The organism is Nostoc sp. DSM 114159, from assembly GCF_053470285.1.
This window is the reverse complement of the sequence record NZ_JBPFEH010000001.1, coordinates 4,988,776-5,007,994: the sequence shown is the minus strand read 5'-3', so window position 1 is coordinate 5,007,994 and position 19,219 is coordinate 4,988,776. Positions and strand designations below refer to the sequence as shown.

The following is a 19,219-nucleotide window of genomic DNA, read 5'->3' as shown; positions in this document are numbered from 1 at the left end:
TTGTCTTTCCCCTCAATGTTAATGTTATCCTGCGAGCTGTCTACCTTGCGTGTTTTAGTAGTTGACGATCACGAACTGACTCGTTTAACCTTACAATTAGTTTTTTCTTGCCAGGAAAATATTCAAGTAGTAGGTTTAGCCAGTAATGGTGAAGAAGCTATAGAAATGGTTAAACGTTGCCATCCTGACGTAATTGTTCTAGATTTACAGATGCCAGTCATGGATGGCTGGAGTGCGTCCAGTCACATTAAAGCTATATCTCCAAACACCCAGATACTTGCTTACTCCTCAGTGGAAGACGTAAATTTTCATGGGCAAAAGGCAATGTCTAGCTTTGATAACGTTTGCAAGAAAGATGTACCTACAAGCGAACTTATTGCCTTGGTTAGGCAGTTAGGTCAGCGTGCAGGAGATTGATTATCGCTTCGCCAACTCAAGCATAGTTCAATTTTGGGGATTTGAAGACATGATACTACTAAAAAACGTCGGTCTAGCCGGAAATTGAGGTTAAACCGACGTAAATTTTAATAAATTTTACTCTACCGGAATGGTGCGTGTAAATTCATCAATTAATTCATCCAGTTCTTCCAAAGCCTGATTTACATCTATTCTCAAAGTTCCCAGGTTTGGTTGCTCCAGTAAGCTTAATAGGTAATCGCGTTTATTTTGAACTGCGACAATTCGTTCTTTTATAGTCTGTAGGTCCATTATTTTTTTCCTATCTTTAACTACCTTTAAATTTAAAGTTAACTCAAAATCTAATATTCTGGGACACTATACACCTTATTAGTCAACTTAGTGCCACTTGCCTTCTGTGCGTGATGCTGCGCGAATATAGACTAAGGATAAATTGAGTGTTTGAAAACCACAAAGACGAAGGTGGGTAAAGTCTCGTTTAAACGAAGCCAGTGTTTTGAGCGACAATGCCTGATTTATTCGCTCTTGGTATGTTCCCTTCCCATTCATGAGCAACTGGCGTGCGGTTTCTAACCATCTTAATATGGCAATTTAGGGTTAGTTGAATACTAGCACCTGGAGACAATGTTTTTTCCTAATTTGTTGCTCATAGCCGATGATAATAAAACTAATACCAATTCTCTATGAAGATGCATAGAATAAAGCTTCATGAAAGAGAGTTTCGAGGATAAAATCATAACTTGTCAAAGAGGAGATTAATTTACAAGACATTTGAGCTAACTCATGTAGAATTCGTTGGCGCAGTTCTTGTAAATTAGAGAAACTTTCCCCTTGAACTGGCGTTTAATAAACTGCCACAATCGCTCAATTGGATTGAGTTGAGGACTATGAGCAGGTTGAAAGATAGGAATGAGATTTTCTGGCCAAGACAGTCCCAAGGCTTGATGTGCAGATGCTTGAACCCTAAAGCATTAGCGCCATATCATCACCCAGTTCTTGGGATAGAAAATTAAGGAATTTCTGAAAATTCTCACTGTCCAAATGAGGATATTCCTGGCAAAAATGCCATCCTATTAATGGTTCAACTACTCCATATAGCCAGAATGCCTCTCTTGGCCACTGCACAGTGACTATGGGTTTGATGCCACGAGCCGTAATCACTCGCCCAGTTTCCGTTTTCAACCCCAATCTGGTCTCATCTTGGCACAAATAACGCAGTCGCTTTCCTTGACCTAAGAGGTTTTGCAGAGTGACAAAGGCGTGGGGAATGTTTTTTTAAACAAATTCACAGCCTTTTCATCTTGTTGTTTGCTCACGGGTCGAGGAATTTTAAGTTTCGCTTGAAACTGATCGCGTACTACACGATAAACTGTCTTATATTTGACTTCTACATTCCATTCCTGTTTTAGCCACTCTACAATTTCCCCGTAGCTGCTAAATCCCTGCGGACATTGCAGTTTCTCCACAAGACTTTGCCGCACCTCTCCTTGAATTTTTGCGATCGCTCCTGGGGAAGTTTTTACCTCTAGTAGTTTTTCTAGTCCTCCTTGTCGATATCTTTGTAACCACCGTGTTACAGTTGAGCCATTTCTACCTAGTCTTTGGCTCAATTCTTGATGCTGTGTTACTTGTCCTGTTTTGACCCACCACAGAAGCAGCAATCGTTCTTTTTCCGCAGATGTCCGAGCCTTGCTCAGACTTTTGGACAAATACTCAACACTCTCCGATATTTCTAGATTGAATGGGCGTGCCATTGTTTGTTTCTGGTTTTGAGTCTTTCTCGCTCTCTATTCTACAGTTCTATGCAGCCTCACATAGAATTGGTATAAGGTATTCAGACTTTATCCTAATTTAAGCTCATGCTACGCCAAATCTCTTTGGGAACACTCGGTCTAACTATCGGCAGCATATTAACCATCATTGGCTTTGTCGCCTATGCTGATAATAATGCCACACTCAATCTTGTCGGATTTTTTTACGGAATTCCTCTACTATTGGGAGGACTGGCACTAAAAGCGAATGAACTTAAGCCAGTACCATTTACCCAAACTACGTCACCATCAGCATTGAAACTGCGCCAGCAGCAAGCAACTGAGACGCAAAATAAAATTCGCAAAGACATCACCCGATATTGCTACGGTCAAGATGCTCATCTAGATACAACACTTTCTTTTCTGGGTTTGAGTCCCACTGACCAAGAACGGCCAACAGTGACAGGGTTACGAGAAACGGAAGTTAATGGGAGCTATGCCCTAATTTTAGAATTTGATTCACCGCTAATACCGATTGATGTGTGGCAAAAAAAGCATGAAAAAATGACCAATTATTTTGGCCCTGGTTTGGAAATTCAAATAACGCAGCCATCTGAAAATACAATTGAGCTAGCGCTAATCAATACTCAAAAAGAATCACTAGTCAGTAGTCAATAGTCAAGAGTAAAAATTATCGTTACCCAAATTTCATCCCTTTATGACTTGTTGTTACCCATATTTTGGCAACAGTCAAAATAATTAATAGTTCATAATTATAATTAGTGGTATCTGTAGGCTCCATGCTCTTATTAACTACCAAATTTTTGATGAGCAGTGTGGATTAGTATACAGTGTCTTGAACTATGAATTATGAATTAGTAATTATCCTTTTTGGAGAATTCCCTTGACCAAGATTTAACTCCCCAACTTTTTGAAAAAGTCGGGGAGGTAGTCAGAAATTTTTTGTTAAGATTTTTTTGGGATTCTCTTAAGCATTTACCAAAAAGTTACTTTTCTAAACGAACTGCGTACCACTGTAAATATTTTCCCGGACCAATATCTAATTCGCAACTAGTGTCAATTAGATATTGGGCTTGAGTTTCCACAGTATTAAACTTTTGTAAGTCAGGCGGTAAATCTTGAATTATGATTTGCTGAAGAGTTATTTTGAGCTTTTCTAATAGCTCTGATGATGTCATGAATTGTTCTGGTTGGTTTGTTTCTAGAACAACAAAATTATCCTGCTGGTACATTAATGAGTCTGGCATTTTAAAGATTTAGCGAATGTCAATAGGTTTGGATGGTTTTTAGAATAACTTTTGCTTATTTGTGTAGTCAACTTTAGTTGTGGACAGTTTATGGCTAGAACGAAAGAGTTATGAAGTCACTTGAAAATAAAGTTTGGCACTAAGTTCTATCTCAATCTTATGTAATTATACTAAACCTCAACAAGCCTTGTCGGACAGAGTAAATAAATTTCAGTCATTAGTATTTAGTATTAGCTATCTTCTGAAGAGACTTTGGCGATTGCTTTTACTTGTCTCACTGGGTTTATAAACTAACTACATAATTAAATAATTAGGGTGTGTATTTGTAATTCTCAAAAAAATTGTAATTTGACTTTAACAATAGGGAAATATAAAAGTAACATTTTCTCCCATAACCATCGTTGAACAAAAAGGCAGCAATTGCCTTCGTGTTCAAATTACAGATTGTCTATGCAACTTATCTATCTACCGCTTGCTTGGCCCAACAACATTGGGCAGTCCATTGTCAAAAAACAGTTGATTGTGAAGCTAGACACGCCTTTGCCGCAAATCCTGGCATTGATGAAAATAGCGATCGCCCCCATGCGATTGAGTTGCACAGTCTTTTTCAGGATAGTCCTGCAAGTGGAAGGCAACTCATGTCAGGCATAAGCCCATTTTCTGTTTCTAAGCAACCACCACTGATTCTAGTGGCTGATGATGACAAGACCATCCGGGTATTGTTGCGTAAAGCAATGGAACAAGAAGGTTATCGAGTGGTCGAGGTTAATGATGGTAAGCAATGTTTAGATGCTTACGAGACTATCAAACCGGATATAGTTTTGCTAGATGCTGTAATGCCTGTGATGGATGGCTTTACCTGCTGTAAGCACTTGCTCCAGATGGCTAGGAATAATTTAATCTCAGCCCTTGCCACCTTTGATACTGACTCGACTCTTAACAATACGGTCATGTCTAAGATATGGGAACGCACTCCCATCTTGATGATTACATGCTTGGACGATGAGGAATCTGTAAACCGTGCTTTTGAAGCGGGAGCGACTGATTATGTCACTAAGCCAATTCACTGGCCTGTATTACGCCAGCGGTTGCGTCGACTGCTACAGCAAGCACAAGTATACAAACAGTTAGAGGCGGCAAACGAAGCTTTGTATCACCTTGCCAATGTAGATGGCTTAACTGAGTTAGCTAATCGTCGCCGCTTTGACGATTATCTCAATACTCAATGGATAAATCTCGCACAAGAGGGATTTCCTTTGTCAATGATTTTGTGTGATATCGACTTTTTTAAATTTTATAATGATAAATATGGCCATCCAGCAGGGGATGTATGTTTACAAAAGGTGGGTGCTGTCTTAAGCCTTAAGGCACAAAAACATCAGGATTTAGTAGCGCGTTATGGTGGCGAAGAATTTGCTGTGATTATGCCATACACTCCTGCATCTGGCGCACTTCACGTAGCCGCCGCAATTCGAGCGGGAATCAAAGATTTGCAAATTGTTCATGACGGTTCTGCGGTGAGTCAGCACGTCACTCTCAGCATGGGGGTGGCAACTGTTGTCCCGACTTGGGAATCTTCACCTTCAGAGTTGATCGTGCTGGCAGATAAAGCACTCTATCAAGCAAAGGCCGGGGGACGCGATCGCTTTGTCTCAAGTTCTTAATTGTCATTTGTCATTAGTCATTGGTTATTTGTCAATACCCATTACCTAAGAAGGATAAACTGGCAGTGTGAAGTGAAACCATGCTCCATTATTGGGGGCAGAGTCTACCCAAATTTGGCCATAGTGTGCCAGAACAATGCGTTGGCATAGACAAAGACCAATGCCGTAACCTTCTGTACCTTCATCCCGTTGCAGGCGGAAGTGGTTTTCAAAGATGCGATCGCGATTCTCCACAGGAATACCAGGCCCAGTATCGCCAATACTAAACTGAACTTTTTGGGTAGTGCGGTGTAATCCGGCGATGCTAATTTTGCCACCTTCTGGGGTGTATTTGATCGCATTATCCAACAGATTCACTAGCACTTGCCGGATGCGTTCTGGGTCAGCATATACATAAGGTAAGTCATTGGGAATATCTGTTTCGACCTCTTGGGATTTAGCGGTGTAGCGATCGCACAATTCTTCTAGTACATCTAAGCACAGTTTACCTAGCTGTAATTTTTGTGGTAAAATCGGAAACTCAGTATCTTTCCCCCGACCTACCTGCAAAAGGTCGGCAATCATCCGATCGATGATCTTAGTTTGATTGCGGGCTTGTTTTAATAGATGCGCCGTTAAGGATGGTTTAAGGCGCTGAAATTGACCTGTTTCTAAATTGTAGTTAGATTGGAGAGTTTCGATGGCGATCGCGGCGGCAGTTAGGGGATTGCGGAGATCGTGTGCCAGCATCGAAATCACCCGATCTTTAAACTGTAGCTGCTCTTGGAGGTTATCTTTTTCCTGTTTTAAGCGAAAAATTTCGTCTGAGAGTCGGATCAGTTCGGCAGAAACAGCAACTGAACGAATAGTGGATTTGGGTAATGTCACCCTAGCATTATCGTCTATCCGTTCTTGTAAGTCTTCCTGTAATTTCAAATAGGCGTCTACAGCGGCTTGCCAGCGAGGCCACCAGTTTTTCAATTGCGCGATGATATTACTTCCAGCCAAAACCTGCCGTGGTTCCGGGTGAATTTTAATTAAAGCTGGCGTTGCTACCAATTTAAAGTGTTCTGCTAAGTAAGGTTGTTGACCAACATCAATAGTTTGAAGTTCAAAACTATACTCAACCTGCAACTCTTTTAAGTAAGCACGTATTCGCTGCACCTGTTGACGGGACTTGGGACGTCCATCGACAAACAGTAACAGCTGGAGTGGAGCCTCAGAATAAATAGGCTGATCCTGGGAAACTTGCATGTAATCGTGTTTCAGCACTGGTAACAACCCGGTGACGCTTTACAGAAAGTAAAAAGGACTGACGGTTGTCGATGGTCGTTGTTTTTTCTTCTTAATATCTATTTTAGATTTTCATACTCCTATCCGATCTGCGTTTTTGACATCAAACGTGTCTTTTTCAGCCTTTTGCTCCCTTTTGGTGAACTTCATCTCCAATAAACACCTAAGCCCCTTGAATATAAGTCTTAATTTGCCCAGAATCAAAAATTTTCGTCAGAGCCAGCAGGTGAAAGGTTTAATACTATGTCAAATTGGCTAGTCCAGCACCATGTCAATTTGAATATTTGCTTTGAGCAAGCGATGTCTACGACGGGCTACGCCTACGCCCAAGAAAACACAGATGCTAATTGTATCTAATCTATCAGGAAGGTGTTAACTGTTCAGACCAAGTTTGTAGAGGTTTTTTCAACCACCAGTGCATTTGATGAAGTGTCTTTTTCGCCTCAAGCCAATCATTAACTAGGATTGGGAAAAACAGCCAAAGCCAACTATGTACTATTTCTATAACTTGCGAAGCGCACCTTCCAGCTTTCCTAAAAGAAGCACAGCCCTATCCAAGAATAACAGGGGATGGGTTGATTGAGGGAAAGTTTTGGATAACATAAAGGCGATGCCCTTCTCTACGAGACGCTCCGCGTAGCTTGCTTCCACGAAGTGGTACGACAGGCTCAGGGTAAGACCTACGGCGGTAAACTACGCACTTTTAGAGAAAGCACTCACTGCTTTCTAGGCTGTCAATAATTTCTTGACTACAGCACAAGTAGCACTTTCTCCAGAAAATCAATTTAGAGATACTAAGGAAACTGCTGCGACACTTGACTGCTTTACTGATTACCCCAATCGTCAAGAATAACGAACTTACGCTAAGTTACTGGAATTGTTTAACACTGGCATTTTTCAGCTATTGCCCGACTCACATTATCATCGTCAGATGAATAATTTTCAGAATCGATTGTTAGCCAGTGTTAGTGAACTCGCTCTATTCCCCTCTTTGGGTGAAGCTAAGGGGAGCTTTATTCTAAGTCTATCACTTCAGTTGCTTGGCGTAGGCATCGCGTTACAACTAGTGCATCTGGAAGTAGATTCAAGCTTTTGCTGGCTAAAATGTTTTTTGACCAGTTATCAATCAGTTATCTGCTCTACAACTTGGATGTTTAGATAACTCTCTAAAAGCTTGGTTCACAATCTAGTATCGCTCGGTTTGTAGTTGGTGACTCTCATCATAAATACTAAAGTCCTGACTACGAACTCTGAAATTATAAAACTCTTATCTAGCAATGATTTCAGGTTTATTTATATTTTTTTCCAAAAATGTTAGTTTTCCAGAATTTTAGGGAACTCTATAAATAAGCATAGGAATTATCAAAACCTAATGGCTGTAAAACGAAGACAATACGGTAGCTTTTGCTACCGTTTACTCATTTTTAGAGATATCATCACCAAAATAGACATTTACGAAGAAGACGTAGTGAGTCGGTAGTGTTTTTGGGTGATATAGAGAGTCAGAAAAGAGCAGGGGAATAAAGGAGAATAACCATGTCCCATGCCTCATTCCCATTTAATGGACAGTCTGCGCTAGGGTAGGAATTGAAACTCAATTTGTGATTTCCTGTGCTTCCCTGTAAACGTCCAGCTGTATTTCTCATTTGTGCTGTTATACTCACTTCGTTAACAGCTTGTGCTAATAGTCCAGTCGCCAAAAATCTTGAGGAATCTTTGGCGGCAGATCCACAACTGCAAAGCAATCCAGTTGTTTTTGGAGAATCTCAGAGTAACCAACCGCAAGCACAGCAAAACGAATCAACTGTTCAGTTACCAGTTGATTTTCCTAAAGATATCCCACTATATTCCAATGCCAAGCTACAGGAAGTTACCCCTGCTAGCGGCTCAGAAAACAAAATCTCAACTCGTTGGTTAAGTTCTGACCCCAGTAATTTTATTGCTAGTTTTTATCGCAGCCAGTTTCAAACAAATAACTGGCAGATTTTACAACAGCCAACAGATGATGCCGGAGGGGCTTTTGAGGCACGTCGCAACGATTTGCTGTTGAAGGTTTCCATTCAGCCCAAATCAGTTACTAACGCCACACCCAATCAACCCCAAACAGCGACTGAATTACTGATTGATTACGTACCGAATAGTACTGCAACAGCACAACCTACTTCAACTACAAATCCTAACGAAACTGCTAACGCTGTTCCTCAACCGGGAAATTCACAGTTCATTGGGCCAATACCACCGACAAACTCGGCAGCACAGCCACCAAGCACAGCTAATAACCAAACAATCCCTACAACCACCTCTAAATCTCAGGTATTCAACGATTTGAATAAGGCACCACAAGAATGGCAGCAACATATCCAGGACTTGGCTGCATTAGGTGTTTTATCTATAGAAACAAAGACAACTAAGAGCAATACTACTACAACTAATCAGTTTGAACCCAGTAAAATCGTTACACATCGAGAATATGCCCGTTGGCTGATTGCTGCTAACAATGCTGTATATACGAACAATCCAGCTAAACAGATTCGTTTGGCATCAGAAAGTACTCAACCAGCTTTTAGTGATGTGTCAGCAAAAGACCCTGATTTTCCTGCAATTCAGGGATTAGCTGAAGCTGGCTTAATTCCTAGTCCTTTGTCTGGAGATTCTACAGTAGTTTTATTTCGTCCTGATGCACCTCTAACGCGGGAACAATTGCTGCTGTGGAAATTACCCTTAGATACTCGCCAAGCTTTACCCTCTGCTAACTTAGATGCGGTTAAACAAACCTGGGGTTTCCAAGACGTAGCGAAAATTGACTCTAAGGCTTTAAGAGCAGTGTTGGCTGATTATCAGAATGGCGAACAATCGAATATTCGCCGGGTGTTTGGTTATACGACTCTGTTTCAACCCAAAAAACCAGTAACTCGTGCTGAGGCTGCTACGGCTTTGTGGTATTTCGGCAGTCAAGGTGAGGGTGTATCGGCTACTGAGGCTTTGAAATTAAAGCAAGGTTAAAGCTATGTCTACGACGGTCTACCTAATTTAGTTGCGGTTAGTCCAGCATCAGCATAAAAGTGAGCAATTCTGCCCTTTAGTATACAAATTTTGTTATTTCTTTGTAATATACCTATTTTTCATCAAGAAAATGTAAATCTAAGTGTTTTAAGCGTTTTTACCTGTGTTTCATAAATTTTTGAGGCATAGTTAAGTAAAACAACGTAAATTAACTCAATAGACGTACTTAGTTTTGAAGTATCTCAAAAGAGTAAGTTGTCAAACTATCGCCCTTTCATTGTTTTTAAACAAATTAAAAAGACCACAGGTAAAACAAATATGAAAAAACAAGCTGTAGCAGCAGGATTTGTTCTTCTATCTTTCATGTTGCCGACCAAAGCCTCGGCTGTGAGTTTCGATCGACTTTATGTATTTGGCGATAGTCTTTCCGATACAGGCAATATATACAATGCTACTGGGAAAACATTCCCTCAAAGCCCACCTTACTTTGAAGGACGTTTTTCCGATGGGCCGCTCTGGGTAGATTATCTCGGAGATCGGCTAGGGTTAAAGCCTACTTTATTCACTACTCTTCCTTCCACACCTGCTACTCAAGGGATAAACTTCGCTTTCGGTGGTGCTAGCTCTGGTTCAGGTAACGCTGTCGTTCCTAATCCAAATTTACCGGGAGTACTCAAACAAGTCCTTGGTTTTGCTGGAACTCTGCAAGCAAATAATCAAACTGCTGACCCAAATGCACTTTATACATTGTGGGGAGGTGGGAATGATTTCCTTTTTCTTAACCCCGAAGACTCTACCACGCCAATCAGTAATATATCCCTGGCGTTGAATACTCTGGTAGGAGTCGGCGCGAAAAATATTTTGGTGTTTAACTTGTCAGATTTGGGAAAGATCCCAGCAGCTACAATTGACGATCGCAACCCTGCAACCCTTAGTAAATCGACGAGTGAGTTTAACTTGGGTTTAGCAAAAACTGTGAGCGCTTTGAGTCAAAACCCAAATCTCAACATCATCTCTGTTGATACTTATTCTTTATTCAATCAGACAAGTGCATTAGGTTTTACGAATGTAACCGAGTCTTGTTTATCTAGGCTAGATATATGTAATCCAGGTAACAACAAGTTTCTCTTCTGGGACGATTTTCACCCAACGACTGCTGCTCATAAGTTAGTAGCAGACGCTGCACTAGCGGCGATTGATGCTAAGTCTGTTCCTGAACCTGCGACCGACTTGGGGATTTTAGCTCTTGGTGCTTTTGGTGCGGTAGGAGTGTTGAAGCGTCAACAAAAAAGGTCAGCAGGTCGGGTTTTTGATGCACAATTGTCTCATACAACAGTTGAAAACTAAACTAACTGTATTGATGTGGGATTACGATCGCTTATTTGAAATTATTGAAGAATTGGTTATGCACCATTCTCCGAGTGGTGCAGAAGCTGAGATTAACCAGTTGTTGATGAAACGATTTGCGGCGCTGGGTGTGGAAGTCTGGTGCGATCGCGCCGATAATATTATTGCCAAGATTCCAGGAAAAAATCAAGACCGAGCGATGTCTAACGACAAGCCGCTTCCCGTCTACGCCATCACAGCACATAAAGACGAAATTGGTGCAATTGTCAAGAGTCTCGGTGATGAAGGTCGTGTGGAAGTCCGCAAACTCGGCGGTTCTTTCCCGTGGGTTTACGGTGAAGGCGTTGTCGATTTACTCGGAGATAACGAAACCATTCACGGTATTCTCAGCTTTGGTTCCCGCCACGTTTCTCATGAATCGCCGCAAAAAGTCCAGCAGGAAGATACTACTGTGAAGTGGGAAAATGCCTGGATTGAAACGAAGCTGACATCTGCTGAATTAGAAGCAGCTGGTATTCGACCTGGAACTAGAATGGTAATCGGCAAACATCGCAAGTGTCCAATTCGGTTAAAGGATCATATTGCTGGTTACACTTTGGATAACAAAGCTTCTGTGGCGATTTTGCTAGCTTTGGCTGAAAACCTGAAACAGCCAGCAGTTGATGTTTATTTAGTAGCGTCGGCGAAAGAAGAAGTGGGAGCAATTGGGGCACTATTTTTCACTCAAAATCAGCGTTTGGATGCCTTGATTGCTTTAGAAATTTGTCCCTTATCTGAGGAATATCCTGTTAAAGATGGTAAAAGTCCTGTACTTTTATCTCAAGATGCCTATGGAATATATGATGAGGGACTAAATGGCCAATTGCGCCATAGTGCCAAGCAACTCGATATGCCGATACAATTTACAACTCTAAGTGGATTTGGTAGCGATGCTTCAATTGCGATGAAATTTGGTCATGTTGGGCGTGCTGCTTGTTTGGCGTTTCCTACCCAAAATACCCACGGTTATGAAATTGCTCATTTAGGAGCGATCGCTAATTGTATCGATTTGTTAAAAGCTTTTTGCGAAACGGAGTTTGAGTGATATGTAGAGGCTTTAATTTGAAGGAGCGATGTCTACGACGGGCTACGCCTACGCATATCAACCCAAAATAGCCAGAAAAAGGTTTTGCAAAGTCTGAAGGTCTGGTTCCTCAAGTCGTCCTAACTTTTTAATTACTAGCCCTTTATCTATGGTAGTCAAAACTGGTTTAATAATTGAAGGCTTGAGAAGACCAGCTACTCGCCATCCAGCAATTGTGATTTCACCAAAGGAAGTTGCTGGATTTGCTTGACTAGTAATGGCTATTAATATTAAATCCGAACGCTCACGTTGATAGCTATTAGAACTCACAACTACTGCTGGACGTTTTTTAGTTGTAGTCTGGTCAGTAAAGGGAAACGGGACTAAAATAACATCACCAAATTCATAGTGTGTCATATTCTGCATCATCAGGGTTATCCCAGATTTTGAGCAGAACTGGTTCAGAAAGTTTTGCTGCTGCAAAGGTAAGGCTATGATCTGTACCTTGCTGATCCAAAGAATCAATAAAATCTTCAACTAGCAAAACTTGTTCGGGAGGTAACTGGCGAATTTTTTGAAGTAACCTTTGCTTTGAAATGCTATCAGCCTGCATTGTTTAGATTCTCCTAATCTTGCCTATCTATGATTGGTTGCTTTATGCATTCATTATAGTTTTTGGTTGTCTCTAGCGATGAAGGCGATCGCTAATTGTATCGATTTGTTAAAAACTGATAACTGCTTAAAAGTTGTTTATCTAGGGTATTTGAAGAAATTTAAATTAGCTTTCATTTACAGAAAAGGCGTAGTTACCATCTGGAAATCGGATAACTGGAACCCAGAAAGGCACTCCATCCCAACCACCTTGAGGATCAACCTCACCTTTTAATCTAGTCATTAATAATGCGGGATAGTTGCGGTCAACTCCATAAGGTATTGTTCCCGCATCACCAGGTAAAACACTGCCAAGCTGAGTATAGTTTCTACTAGCGCTTTTCTTGAGATTAGAATCTAAATTGACAATTACTAATGTAGCCGTATTTTGGTATATCGGCTGATCTTTCAGGGCATTAACAGCTTGCAGTATCAAATCATCTTTCCACGCACCACTTGCTCCGGGTGTCCCATACTGAAAACTAACAATCTCCAAAAGATCATCAATTGTTATTGTGTATGGTTGTTTTAAATTTGGATACTTGGTATTAGACAGCAAATTATTAAGCTCTTGGGTTTGATTTCCCAAAATATAAGGACAAGAAATCTTTGATGTTGAAGGTAAAAATACACCGTCCGTTATCTGTGGCTTTCAGCAATTGCATTTCATCGCTAGCATCTTCTGGCATCCATTCATTGGGAGTGCGAGTCACATCATGACCACGAGCAACTAGAGCCGTATGCAATGCTTTAATGGAGGTGTCTGCATCTAAATGCAGCAGGAGTTTAGACACCAGCAGTTTCAATCGCTTGTTCTGTAGCGATCGCTTCATCAATCTCGGTACGATGGGCAGTGTAAAAACCCAGTGCATCATTGATCTGAGCTTTAGTAATACCATACTGTTGGACAATTTGCTCGCAAGACCAGCCCCACTGATGAGCAGCAATCGCTAGAGTTTGCACTCGAATTCCTGTACCACTAACAACGGGAACTTTTTGGCCACTGCTTCCAATGCGATAGCTAATCAAGGGAAAGGAGGGGTCGTTCAGTTGATGGCGAAGGGAGGCAACTTTTTCTGTTACTGCCCACAAAATAAATTGATCGAGGGAAATTCCTTGGCTAGTTGCCCATTGCTCTATCTCTTGCTGTAGTTGAACAGGTAAATTGACCAAGTACGAAGGCATTTGCTGAAGCTCAATGAATTTACTTTTCATTACTTGCTTTATTCTAAGCGATCGCCCCGTAGCAGTTTCAATTTATCGTTTGTGATTTTGGCGATGCCTGGGTTGGGCTACTCCAACGCATTTATCGATTTGGAGTACGCAATTGCTATTTCGGAGTACGCAATTGCTATTTCGGAGTACCCAATTGCTATTTCGGAGTATCCAATTGCTATTTCGGAGTACCCAATTGCTATTTCGGAGTACCCAATTGCTATTTCGGAGTATCCAATTGCTATTTCGGAGTATCCAATTGCTATTTCGGAGTACCCAATTGCTATTTCGGAGTACCCAATTGCTATTTCGGAGTACCCAATTGCTATTTCGGAGTACCCAATTGCTAATTGTATTTATTCTCAAACAAGAAATTGATATAAAAAATGAGTAAAAACACAGGGAAACTCGTAATTATTTCGTTTAACTTGTAATGAAATAAATCCACAAAACTACCCATCTCAGGCAAAAGGATACTCCACTATGTTGAGAAAGGAGTTATTAAAAAAGGATGTGTTATGTCTTTAAAAACTCGTGGATCTGCTGCTATTGACAAAGCCCAACTTCGTCTCGCCTTACTTAAATCTATTGATGAGAATCTGGATTTAGGACATGGGTTAACCATTGAAGCTTACAGTCAGTTAATCAACTCTACCCGTGCGATGCTAGAAGCTAATAATACACTGGTTTCCAATCTGGAAGAATCGCGTAAAACAGTAACCCAGATGGATAAAGCCCTTTCCGAAATGTCTGAACGAATGCTAAGTGGAGTTGCAAGTGTCTACGGCAGAAACAGTATAGAGTATTCCAAGGCTGGCGGCTCTAATCGAAGACGAAGTAAACAATCTAGTTCAAAAGTTACTCCACTTGTAGCGGTTCTTACTACTCAACCTACTGAAGCTGCAATTGCCAATGCCTCAACTAACGGTAATGGCACAACTTCTTTGCTGCAATAATTACATATCCAGTAGCAGCGATCGCCAGCATTGCTATAAAATCTACCAATGGCAGTAGTTTGTCACAACGAGATCGATGTGTCACCGACGACAGATAATTAATCACTGTACATGATTTATGTCAAACTCTAAATATTGAGGAATACTTTCATCAAAGCCGATGATGGGATTTGAACCCACGGCCTGCTGATTACGAATCAGCTGCTCTACCACTGAGCCACATCGGCGTACACAATCTAAAAGTATAACACGATTTAATCATGGTAGATCAAAATCCCAAAAATCGTCTTAATCCTGAACAGTATGCCAGTCTGAAAGCAGAAATAGCTGCTCCCTATCGCGGCTTCCGACAATTTTTTTACATTGCTTTCGGCGCTTCTGGCTTACTCGGTGCATTCGTCTTTTTCTTCCAAGTGCTTGCCGGACGCAATGTTGAGAGTGCAATACCAAGTTTAGCTCTCCAAGTCGGAATAGTTGCTTTAATGGTTTTCCTCTGGCGTTGGGAACAGCGTCAGCAACAACGCCCCAATTCGGGTAAAAATCCTAATTCTTAAAGGGGGAAATCTGAGCTAGTTAATTTTTGACTACTTTCTTTTGATATATCTTTTCTTCAAATTTATTCATGCTTTTATGAAGATTAAAATATCCAGAAAGAAAAAATAAAAAAATTATTAGGAAATCCCAAAAAGCAAAAATTTCTGTGAAAATAGAAATGATTGAAACGGGGTCAGCCAATATAAAGACCCTGACCATAAACCCAATCACATTCAAATGGGGTCAGCTATATTTAAAGACCCCAAATTTTATGATTCAAAAACCCTAAAATTAAAAAACCACTATATTGAAAGCGCCAGACTGATAATTTATTAGTCTGGCGCTTCCAATTTGCTAACTAGACATTTACTGAACTGTTACCAAATAAGATGAAGGAATTGGTTGGGCACGTCCAGCATTGACAAGTGCCTGATAAACAAAAGCAGCAACTTCGGCTCTAGTCGCTTCACGATTAGGATTGAGTTGCTTGGCTGTAGGATAGTTGATTACTAGTTGTCGTGCAGTTGCGGCGGCAACTGGTGCGATCGCATAATTAGGAATCTGAGCAGCATCGGTGTAAAAGGAAACGACATTTTGATTACTTGCAGTTAAGCCCAAACCATTAGCTAAAGAGACTAACGCCTGCACTCTGGGAATTTGCTGCTGTGGCTTAAAAGTGCCATCGGGATAACCAGAAACAAATTGACTCTGGTAAGCAGATTGAATGGCAGCGTAAGCCCAGAAATTGCTTGCTACATCCTTAAATTTAATTGCTGGGCGTTTAACTGCTGGCGTTAAAGCTTTAGTGACAATAGTGGCGAATTGAGCGCGAGTTACAGGTTCATTGGGTTTAAAGCTGCCATCAGGAAAGCCCGCAATAATATTTTGGGAGGCTAGAGCTTCGATGTAGCTTTTTGCCCAGTAATTTGCTGGTACATCTTTAAAGGCAACAGCTCCTCCAGGCGGTACATCAACACTGGCGGCAACAAAATCTACAGAGCCAAAAATCTTTTTCTGATCGATATCGTTGCCAACAGCGACAATTTTACTGGTTTTAGTGGCGTTGTTCACATCATAACGAGTGTTATTGCGAATAAGATTGCCACCAGGATTTTCGTTGGTGCCAAGGTCGGGTGAAGCGTTGACAGTTGCTACTACTCCATCCCGCTTATTATTTTGAATGACATTTTTACGCAATACGGGCTTCGCTGACTCTGAGATAAAAAGACCGTCTTGGTTTTCGATAATTTGGTTTTCTACAACTAGAGGTGTGGAAGTGCCACCGATCGCCAGACCAAAACCAGTATCCTGAAATAAGTTACTCCGAATTTCTCCTTGAGCAGCTTTAGCAATTGAAATCCCATTGCCTTTGTTTTGTACAAAGAGGTTACTTTCAATTTTGGGATTGCCTGTACCCGTGACAAAAACACCTTCTCTGACACTGTTAGTAAAAGTACTGTTTTTGATAGTCGGATTAGTTGACTCCACCCACACAGCCGTACCCCGGCTATTTGGGTTGGTGACGGTGACACCAGCGATCGTGGTATCTTGCTCGGCCAGGATGGTAATGTCTTGTCTGGCAAAGGTGCGACTAGTGTAGAAGCCTCCACCTGTAATCAATATCGCCTGACCTTTAGTAGCTTCATCACCCCGCAGTGTCACCCCTGGTTTAAGTAAAAGCGGGAAGGTTTCACCACTTTCTTGGTTATAGTTACCAGGTGCTAATTGAATAACTGCACCTGCTTGGGCTTGACTGAGAGCAAAACTTATGCTTTTGTAGGGTGCTGCCGAGGTGGCACCAGCACCAGCCCTATCTGCACCAGTTGCTGGATTAACGTAAATCGCTGCGGCAGTTGCAGGAGCTTGGGCTGTGCGAGTTGGGGCGATATTTTCTGGATGAGTCGCACCAGCATTAACCTCACTAGATAGTAGTATCGATCCACTAGAAACAACAAGTATTGCCGTTAGTCCGGCTCCTACGCCTAAAGTGTATCTCAGATGACTGCTGGAAAGAAGGCGAAAATTTTTCGCCAGAGTAATGTTAAAACCCCGATATTTCATTTTTTGAGTCTGTGATGTGCTGAATTACAGTATGTCGAACAAGGTTAAAGATAACAGCGTTGTAGCTGCTCTAAAACCCATGCAAAACTATACTGGATGATTAGCACTGATTCAGCTAAATTTACTAGAGAGGTTACAGAACTTATACATTAGTTATATTGGGTTATTCAGAAAAATTTCTTAGGGGCACTATGGGGATGAGGCGATTTTTAGTATTCCCTAAAGCTAGATGCTGCAACTAATTCTGCTGGAATATCATCACAAAAAAAGCAAACTTATTGGAAATCGAGAGAAATGCATTTTTATTTTTTATGGCTGCATCGCGTCTTAGTTTTAGTAAGCATTATCTGTCTTCTGTTTTTGTCCACTCCTGCTGCCTTTGCGGCAGAACGAGTAGTGCTGAAGTATGGTATTTTCCGTGAATCACTTTCTGTAGAGGAAATATCCACCTTTGCCCAAACAGGTGAACTCTCAGGTTTACTAAAAGTTAATGTAGCTTTGGCGCGACAAGACCCCAAAGCCATTCGTCAGTATTTAACACAGCCAATAAAGGTAAACTCTGAATTTTTAGATAAAGTGCTCAATAGCCAGATTGGTAATATTATTTTGGATCGAGTTAGTCAAGTTATTTCTACACCGTCTCAAAGAGCAAATCGGCAAGCTTTACGAGCCGCTTTGGTACTTGCTGCGAATCAAGACGGGCAAGTGTCGCTGATTGAAATTATTAAGAATTATCCCACAAATGAAGTGGAAGTTGATGGCGATCGCTTGCAGGGTGCATACCGTCAACTTCGCCGCTTGCAAACAAACCTACAAGATTTATTTGGTCTTTAGTAAGCTAAAGTTTCTAAAGTTTCTCTTAAATACCGTTGTACCTGATGTTCCAAGCGAATTCCCTCTAATTGAGCATCGCGTTCTAGTTGCCAGCGTTGAAAACCGGAACTAGTGGAGATCGCACATTTGAGGCTATACCAAATTTCAGTATCGGCAGAAAATTGGCGATCGCTAGAAGCTGGAATTTGAGCCATAGTTCCTCATTCCTTTGTTTTTCTTCAACGGTAACTGGATATTGGTAATGGGGCTTGGGCGTTAGGAGTGCTGTTAGCGTCAGCTCGGCGTTGAGCCAGTGCTGAGTTAAGAGTTAGTAGAGACGCGATTAATCGCGTCTGTACAAGAGTTAAGAGTTTTGTTTATCTCCTTGTCCCCTCACTCCCTCATCTCCCCGCTCCTCGTTCACTGAGCGTAGCCGTACCTCTCCGGGGAAGCAAGCTACGCGCAGCGTCTCGTAGAGAAGTGCTGCACCCCTGCATCTTCTGATTCTTCTGATACTTATTTGTAGCCCTTTAAAGTTAAATAATATACTTTACGGGCTGCTACGAATCTGTATTTATCTTAAACAAGGATTGTAATAATCGAGGCACGATTTGATTAACTCGCACCCCTAAAATTGTGAAATCTTGCTTAATCTTTTCTAAAGATAATGGTTCTATGCCAGCAAATTCTGTGTCATTCGTCACCAAAACTCGCATTACACTCACAGGTACTTGTAAAAATAGATTGCCACCCAAAAATGCTAATCCCGCCAGCACTAGTGCAAGACTGCGCCATTGTGGGAGAAATTTAGCTGAATCTGCTACTAATGGGGCAATTTGGTAAAGATACCACAGTATCAAAACCGACAAGGCTGCTGCCACCAATGCCAGAATCCGATTTACCTTTGTATTAATTAAACAGAGAATTTTTCGCTGCCGCTCAGTCAGATTTTCTGGTTTTTGGGCTATTCCTAAAAGAGCAAATATATAAAAGGGGCGACGCAACTGCATCCATAGCAGGGGGAGAACACCAATAGCGGCAACTAAGAATAGCTCCATCCAAACTGGTAAAAATGGCTCGCCTACAGACAAGAACAATAAGCAGAGTACTAAAAAAACAGGCAACGTCGCTAATCCAGCGACGTGAATCCACAAAATAGGTTCAGAGCGAAATGAATGCATATTTTAAAAAGTTATGAGTTAAG

At 41.3% G+C, this 19,219-nt stretch carries 24 protein-coding genes and 1 tRNA gene; 9 read left to right on the top strand and 16 right to left on the bottom strand.

Annotated elements, in window-relative coordinates; genetic code table 11:
* Positions 1 to 15 precede the first annotated feature (15 nt).
* Positions 16 to 417 (top strand): response regulator, encoded by a 402-nt coding sequence (locus ACR5KR_RS20735; protein WP_448267843.1) that lies wholly within the window; start codon positions 16 to 18, stop codon positions 415 to 417.
* A gap of 117 nt (positions 418 to 534) precedes the next feature.
* Here ACR5KR_RS20735 and ACR5KR_RS20730 read toward each other — a convergent pair whose 3' ends face one another.
* From ACR5KR_RS20730 to ACR5KR_RS20710, 5 genes are all read right to left on the bottom strand, one after another.
* Positions 535 to 708 carry a hypothetical protein gene (locus ACR5KR_RS20730; protein ID WP_292732096.1) on the bottom strand — a complete coding sequence of 58 codons (174 nt, stop codon included), beginning with the start codon at positions 706 to 708 and terminating at the stop codon, positions 535 to 537.
* 187 nt (positions 709 to 895) lie between these two features.
* Positions 896 to 1,042 (bottom strand): hypothetical protein, encoded by a 147-nt coding sequence (locus ACR5KR_RS20725; RefSeq protein ID WP_448267842.1) that lies wholly within the window; start codon positions 1,040 to 1,042, stop codon positions 896 to 898.
* Positions 1,043 to 1,193: 151 nt separating this feature from the next.
* Complete coding sequence (locus tag ACR5KR_RS20720; RefSeq protein WP_448267841.1) at positions 1,194 to 1,355, bottom strand: transposase; 162 nt, start codon at positions 1,353 to 1,355, stop codon at positions 1,194 to 1,196.
* 25 nt (positions 1,356 to 1,380) lie between these two features.
* The gene (locus tag ACR5KR_RS20715; protein ID WP_448267840.1) at positions 1,381 to 1,605 is read right to left on the bottom strand and encodes a hypothetical protein; all 225 of its coding nucleotides are present in this window, start codon (positions 1,603 to 1,605) and stop codon (positions 1,381 to 1,383) included.
* Between the two features lie 44 nt (positions 1,606 to 1,649).
* On the bottom strand, positions 1,650 to 2,171 hold the full coding sequence (locus ACR5KR_RS20710) for a helix-turn-helix domain-containing protein (protein ID WP_448267839.1): 522 nt from the start codon (positions 2,169 to 2,171) through the stop codon (positions 1,650 to 1,652).
* Between the two features lie 105 nt (positions 2,172 to 2,276).
* On the opposite strand from ACR5KR_RS20710, the gene ACR5KR_RS20705 reads away from it, so the two are divergent.
* Complete coding sequence (locus tag ACR5KR_RS20705; RefSeq protein ID WP_445630704.1) at positions 2,277 to 2,846, top strand: DUF2854 domain-containing protein; 570 nt, start codon at positions 2,277 to 2,279, stop codon at positions 2,844 to 2,846.
* Between the two features lie 329 nt (positions 2,847 to 3,175).
* On the opposite strand, the gene ACR5KR_RS20700 is transcribed toward ACR5KR_RS20705, so the two are convergent.
* Entirely contained in the window at positions 3,176 to 3,436 is a 261-nt protein-coding gene (locus tag ACR5KR_RS20700; protein WP_445630705.1) for a chlororespiratory reduction protein 7, read from the bottom strand.
* 638 nt (positions 3,437 to 4,074) lie between these two features.
* On the opposite strand from ACR5KR_RS20700, the gene ACR5KR_RS20695 reads away from it, so the two are divergent.
* Positions 4,075 to 5,100: a diguanylate cyclase domain-containing protein gene (locus ACR5KR_RS20695; RefSeq protein ID WP_448270278.1), complete on the top strand. Its 1,026-nt coding sequence runs from the start codon at positions 4,075 to 4,077 to the stop codon at positions 5,098 to 5,100.
* A gap of 45 nt (positions 5,101 to 5,145) precedes the next feature.
* Here ACR5KR_RS20695 and ACR5KR_RS20690 read toward each other — a convergent pair whose 3' ends face one another.
* On the bottom strand, positions 5,146 to 6,351 hold the full coding sequence (locus ACR5KR_RS20690) for a histidine kinase (RefSeq protein WP_322669737.1): 1,206 nt from the start codon (positions 6,349 to 6,351) through the stop codon (positions 5,146 to 5,148).
* 1,632 nt (positions 6,352 to 7,983) lie between these two features.
* Between ACR5KR_RS20690 and ACR5KR_RS20685 the strand changes: the two genes are divergently transcribed.
* The 3 genes from ACR5KR_RS20685 to ACR5KR_RS20675 all read left to right on the top strand — a co-directional run bounded on the left by ACR5KR_RS20685 (position 7,984) and on the right by ACR5KR_RS20675 (position 11,806).
* Positions 7,984 to 9,375, top strand: a complete 1,392-nt coding sequence (locus ACR5KR_RS20685; protein WP_448267838.1) for an S-layer homology domain-containing protein — start codon at positions 7,984 to 7,986, stop codon at positions 9,373 to 9,375.
* A gap of 318 nt (positions 9,376 to 9,693) precedes the next feature.
* Positions 9,694 to 10,722, top strand: coding sequence for an SGNH/GDSL hydrolase family protein (locus ACR5KR_RS20680; protein ID WP_448267837.1), 1,029 nt, complete (start codon positions 9,694 to 9,696; stop codon positions 10,720 to 10,722).
* 13 nt (positions 10,723 to 10,735) lie between these two features.
* Positions 10,736 to 11,806 carry a M42 family metallopeptidase gene (locus tag ACR5KR_RS20675; protein ID WP_448270276.1) on the top strand — a complete coding sequence of 357 codons (1,071 nt, stop codon included), beginning with the start codon at positions 10,736 to 10,738 and terminating at the stop codon, positions 11,804 to 11,806.
* A 57-nt stretch (positions 11,807 to 11,863) separates the two neighbouring features.
* Here the strand turns inward: ACR5KR_RS20675 and ACR5KR_RS20670 are convergent, their stop codons facing one another.
* From ACR5KR_RS20670 to ACR5KR_RS20650, 5 genes are all read right to left on the bottom strand, one after another.
* Positions 11,864 to 12,214, bottom strand: a complete 351-nt coding sequence (locus ACR5KR_RS20670) for a type II toxin-antitoxin system PemK/MazF family toxin (protein ID WP_448267836.1) — start codon at positions 12,212 to 12,214, stop codon at positions 11,864 to 11,866.
* Positions 12,189 to 12,398 (bottom strand): toxin-antitoxin system, antitoxin component, Xre family protein, encoded by a 210-nt coding sequence (locus ACR5KR_RS20665; RefSeq protein WP_448267835.1) that lies wholly within the window; start codon positions 12,396 to 12,398, stop codon positions 12,189 to 12,191. The genes ACR5KR_RS20670 and ACR5KR_RS20665 overlap by 26 nt, the downstream gene beginning before the upstream one ends.
* A 165-nt stretch (positions 12,399 to 12,563) precedes the next feature.
* A complete protein-coding gene (locus tag ACR5KR_RS20660; protein WP_448267834.1) occupies positions 12,564 to 12,932 on the bottom strand; it encodes a hypothetical protein in 369 nt (122 codons plus the stop codon).
* 67 nt (positions 12,933 to 12,999) lie between these two features.
* On the bottom strand, positions 13,000 to 13,230 hold the full coding sequence (locus ACR5KR_RS20655; RefSeq protein ID WP_448267833.1) for a DUF5615 family PIN-like protein: 231 nt from the start codon (positions 13,228 to 13,230) through the stop codon (positions 13,000 to 13,002).
* Positions 13,223 to 13,621: a DUF433 domain-containing protein gene (locus ACR5KR_RS20650; protein WP_448267832.1), complete on the bottom strand. Its 399-nt coding sequence runs from the start codon at positions 13,619 to 13,621 to the stop codon at positions 13,223 to 13,225. The genes ACR5KR_RS20655 and ACR5KR_RS20650 overlap by 8 nt, the downstream gene beginning before the upstream one ends.
* A 548-nt stretch (positions 13,622 to 14,169) precedes the next feature.
* Between ACR5KR_RS20650 and ACR5KR_RS20645 the strand changes: the two genes are divergently transcribed.
* The gene (locus ACR5KR_RS20645; protein ID WP_448267830.1) at positions 14,170 to 14,607 is read left to right on the top strand and encodes a hypothetical protein; all 438 of its coding nucleotides are present in this window, start codon (positions 14,170 to 14,172) and stop codon (positions 14,605 to 14,607) included.
* A 155-nt stretch (positions 14,608 to 14,762) separates the two neighbouring features.
* Here ACR5KR_RS20645 and ACR5KR_RS20640 read toward each other — a convergent pair.
* Positions 14,763 to 14,834 (bottom strand) — tRNA-Thr (locus tag ACR5KR_RS20640).
* Positions 14,835 to 14,867: 33 nt separating this feature from the next.
* Here ACR5KR_RS20640 and ACR5KR_RS20635 point away from each other — a divergent pair.
* Positions 14,868 to 15,161, top strand: coding sequence for a DUF3493 domain-containing protein (locus ACR5KR_RS20635; protein WP_445630710.1), 294 nt, complete (start codon positions 14,868 to 14,870; stop codon positions 15,159 to 15,161).
* 346 nt (positions 15,162 to 15,507) lie between these two features.
* Here the strand turns inward: ACR5KR_RS20635 and ACR5KR_RS20630 are convergent, their stop codons facing one another.
* A complete protein-coding gene (locus ACR5KR_RS20630) occupies positions 15,508 to 17,202 on the bottom strand; it encodes a DUF1565 domain-containing protein (protein ID WP_448267828.1) in 1,695 nt (564 codons plus the stop codon).
* A 294-nt stretch (positions 17,203 to 17,496) separates the two neighbouring features.
* Here ACR5KR_RS20630 and ACR5KR_RS20625 point away from each other — a divergent pair, with 294 nt between their 5' ends.
* Positions 17,497 to 18,036 carry an alpha/beta hydrolase gene (locus tag ACR5KR_RS20625; protein ID WP_448267827.1) on the top strand — a complete coding sequence of 180 codons (540 nt, stop codon included), beginning with the start codon at positions 17,497 to 17,499 and terminating at the stop codon, positions 18,034 to 18,036.
* On the opposite strand, the gene ACR5KR_RS20620 is transcribed toward ACR5KR_RS20625, so the two are convergent.
* The gene (locus ACR5KR_RS20620) at positions 18,033 to 18,230 is read right to left on the bottom strand and encodes a hypothetical protein (protein ID WP_322660560.1); all 198 of its coding nucleotides are present in this window, start codon (positions 18,228 to 18,230) and stop codon (positions 18,033 to 18,035) included. The genes ACR5KR_RS20625 and ACR5KR_RS20620 overlap by 4 nt on opposite strands.
* A gap of 345 nt (positions 18,231 to 18,575) precedes the next feature.
* Positions 18,576 to 19,196, bottom strand: a complete 621-nt coding sequence (locus ACR5KR_RS20615; protein ID WP_445630713.1) for a low-complexity tail membrane protein — start codon at positions 19,194 to 19,196, stop codon at positions 18,576 to 18,578.
* Between the last annotated feature and the right edge of the window lie 23 nt (positions 19,197 to 19,219).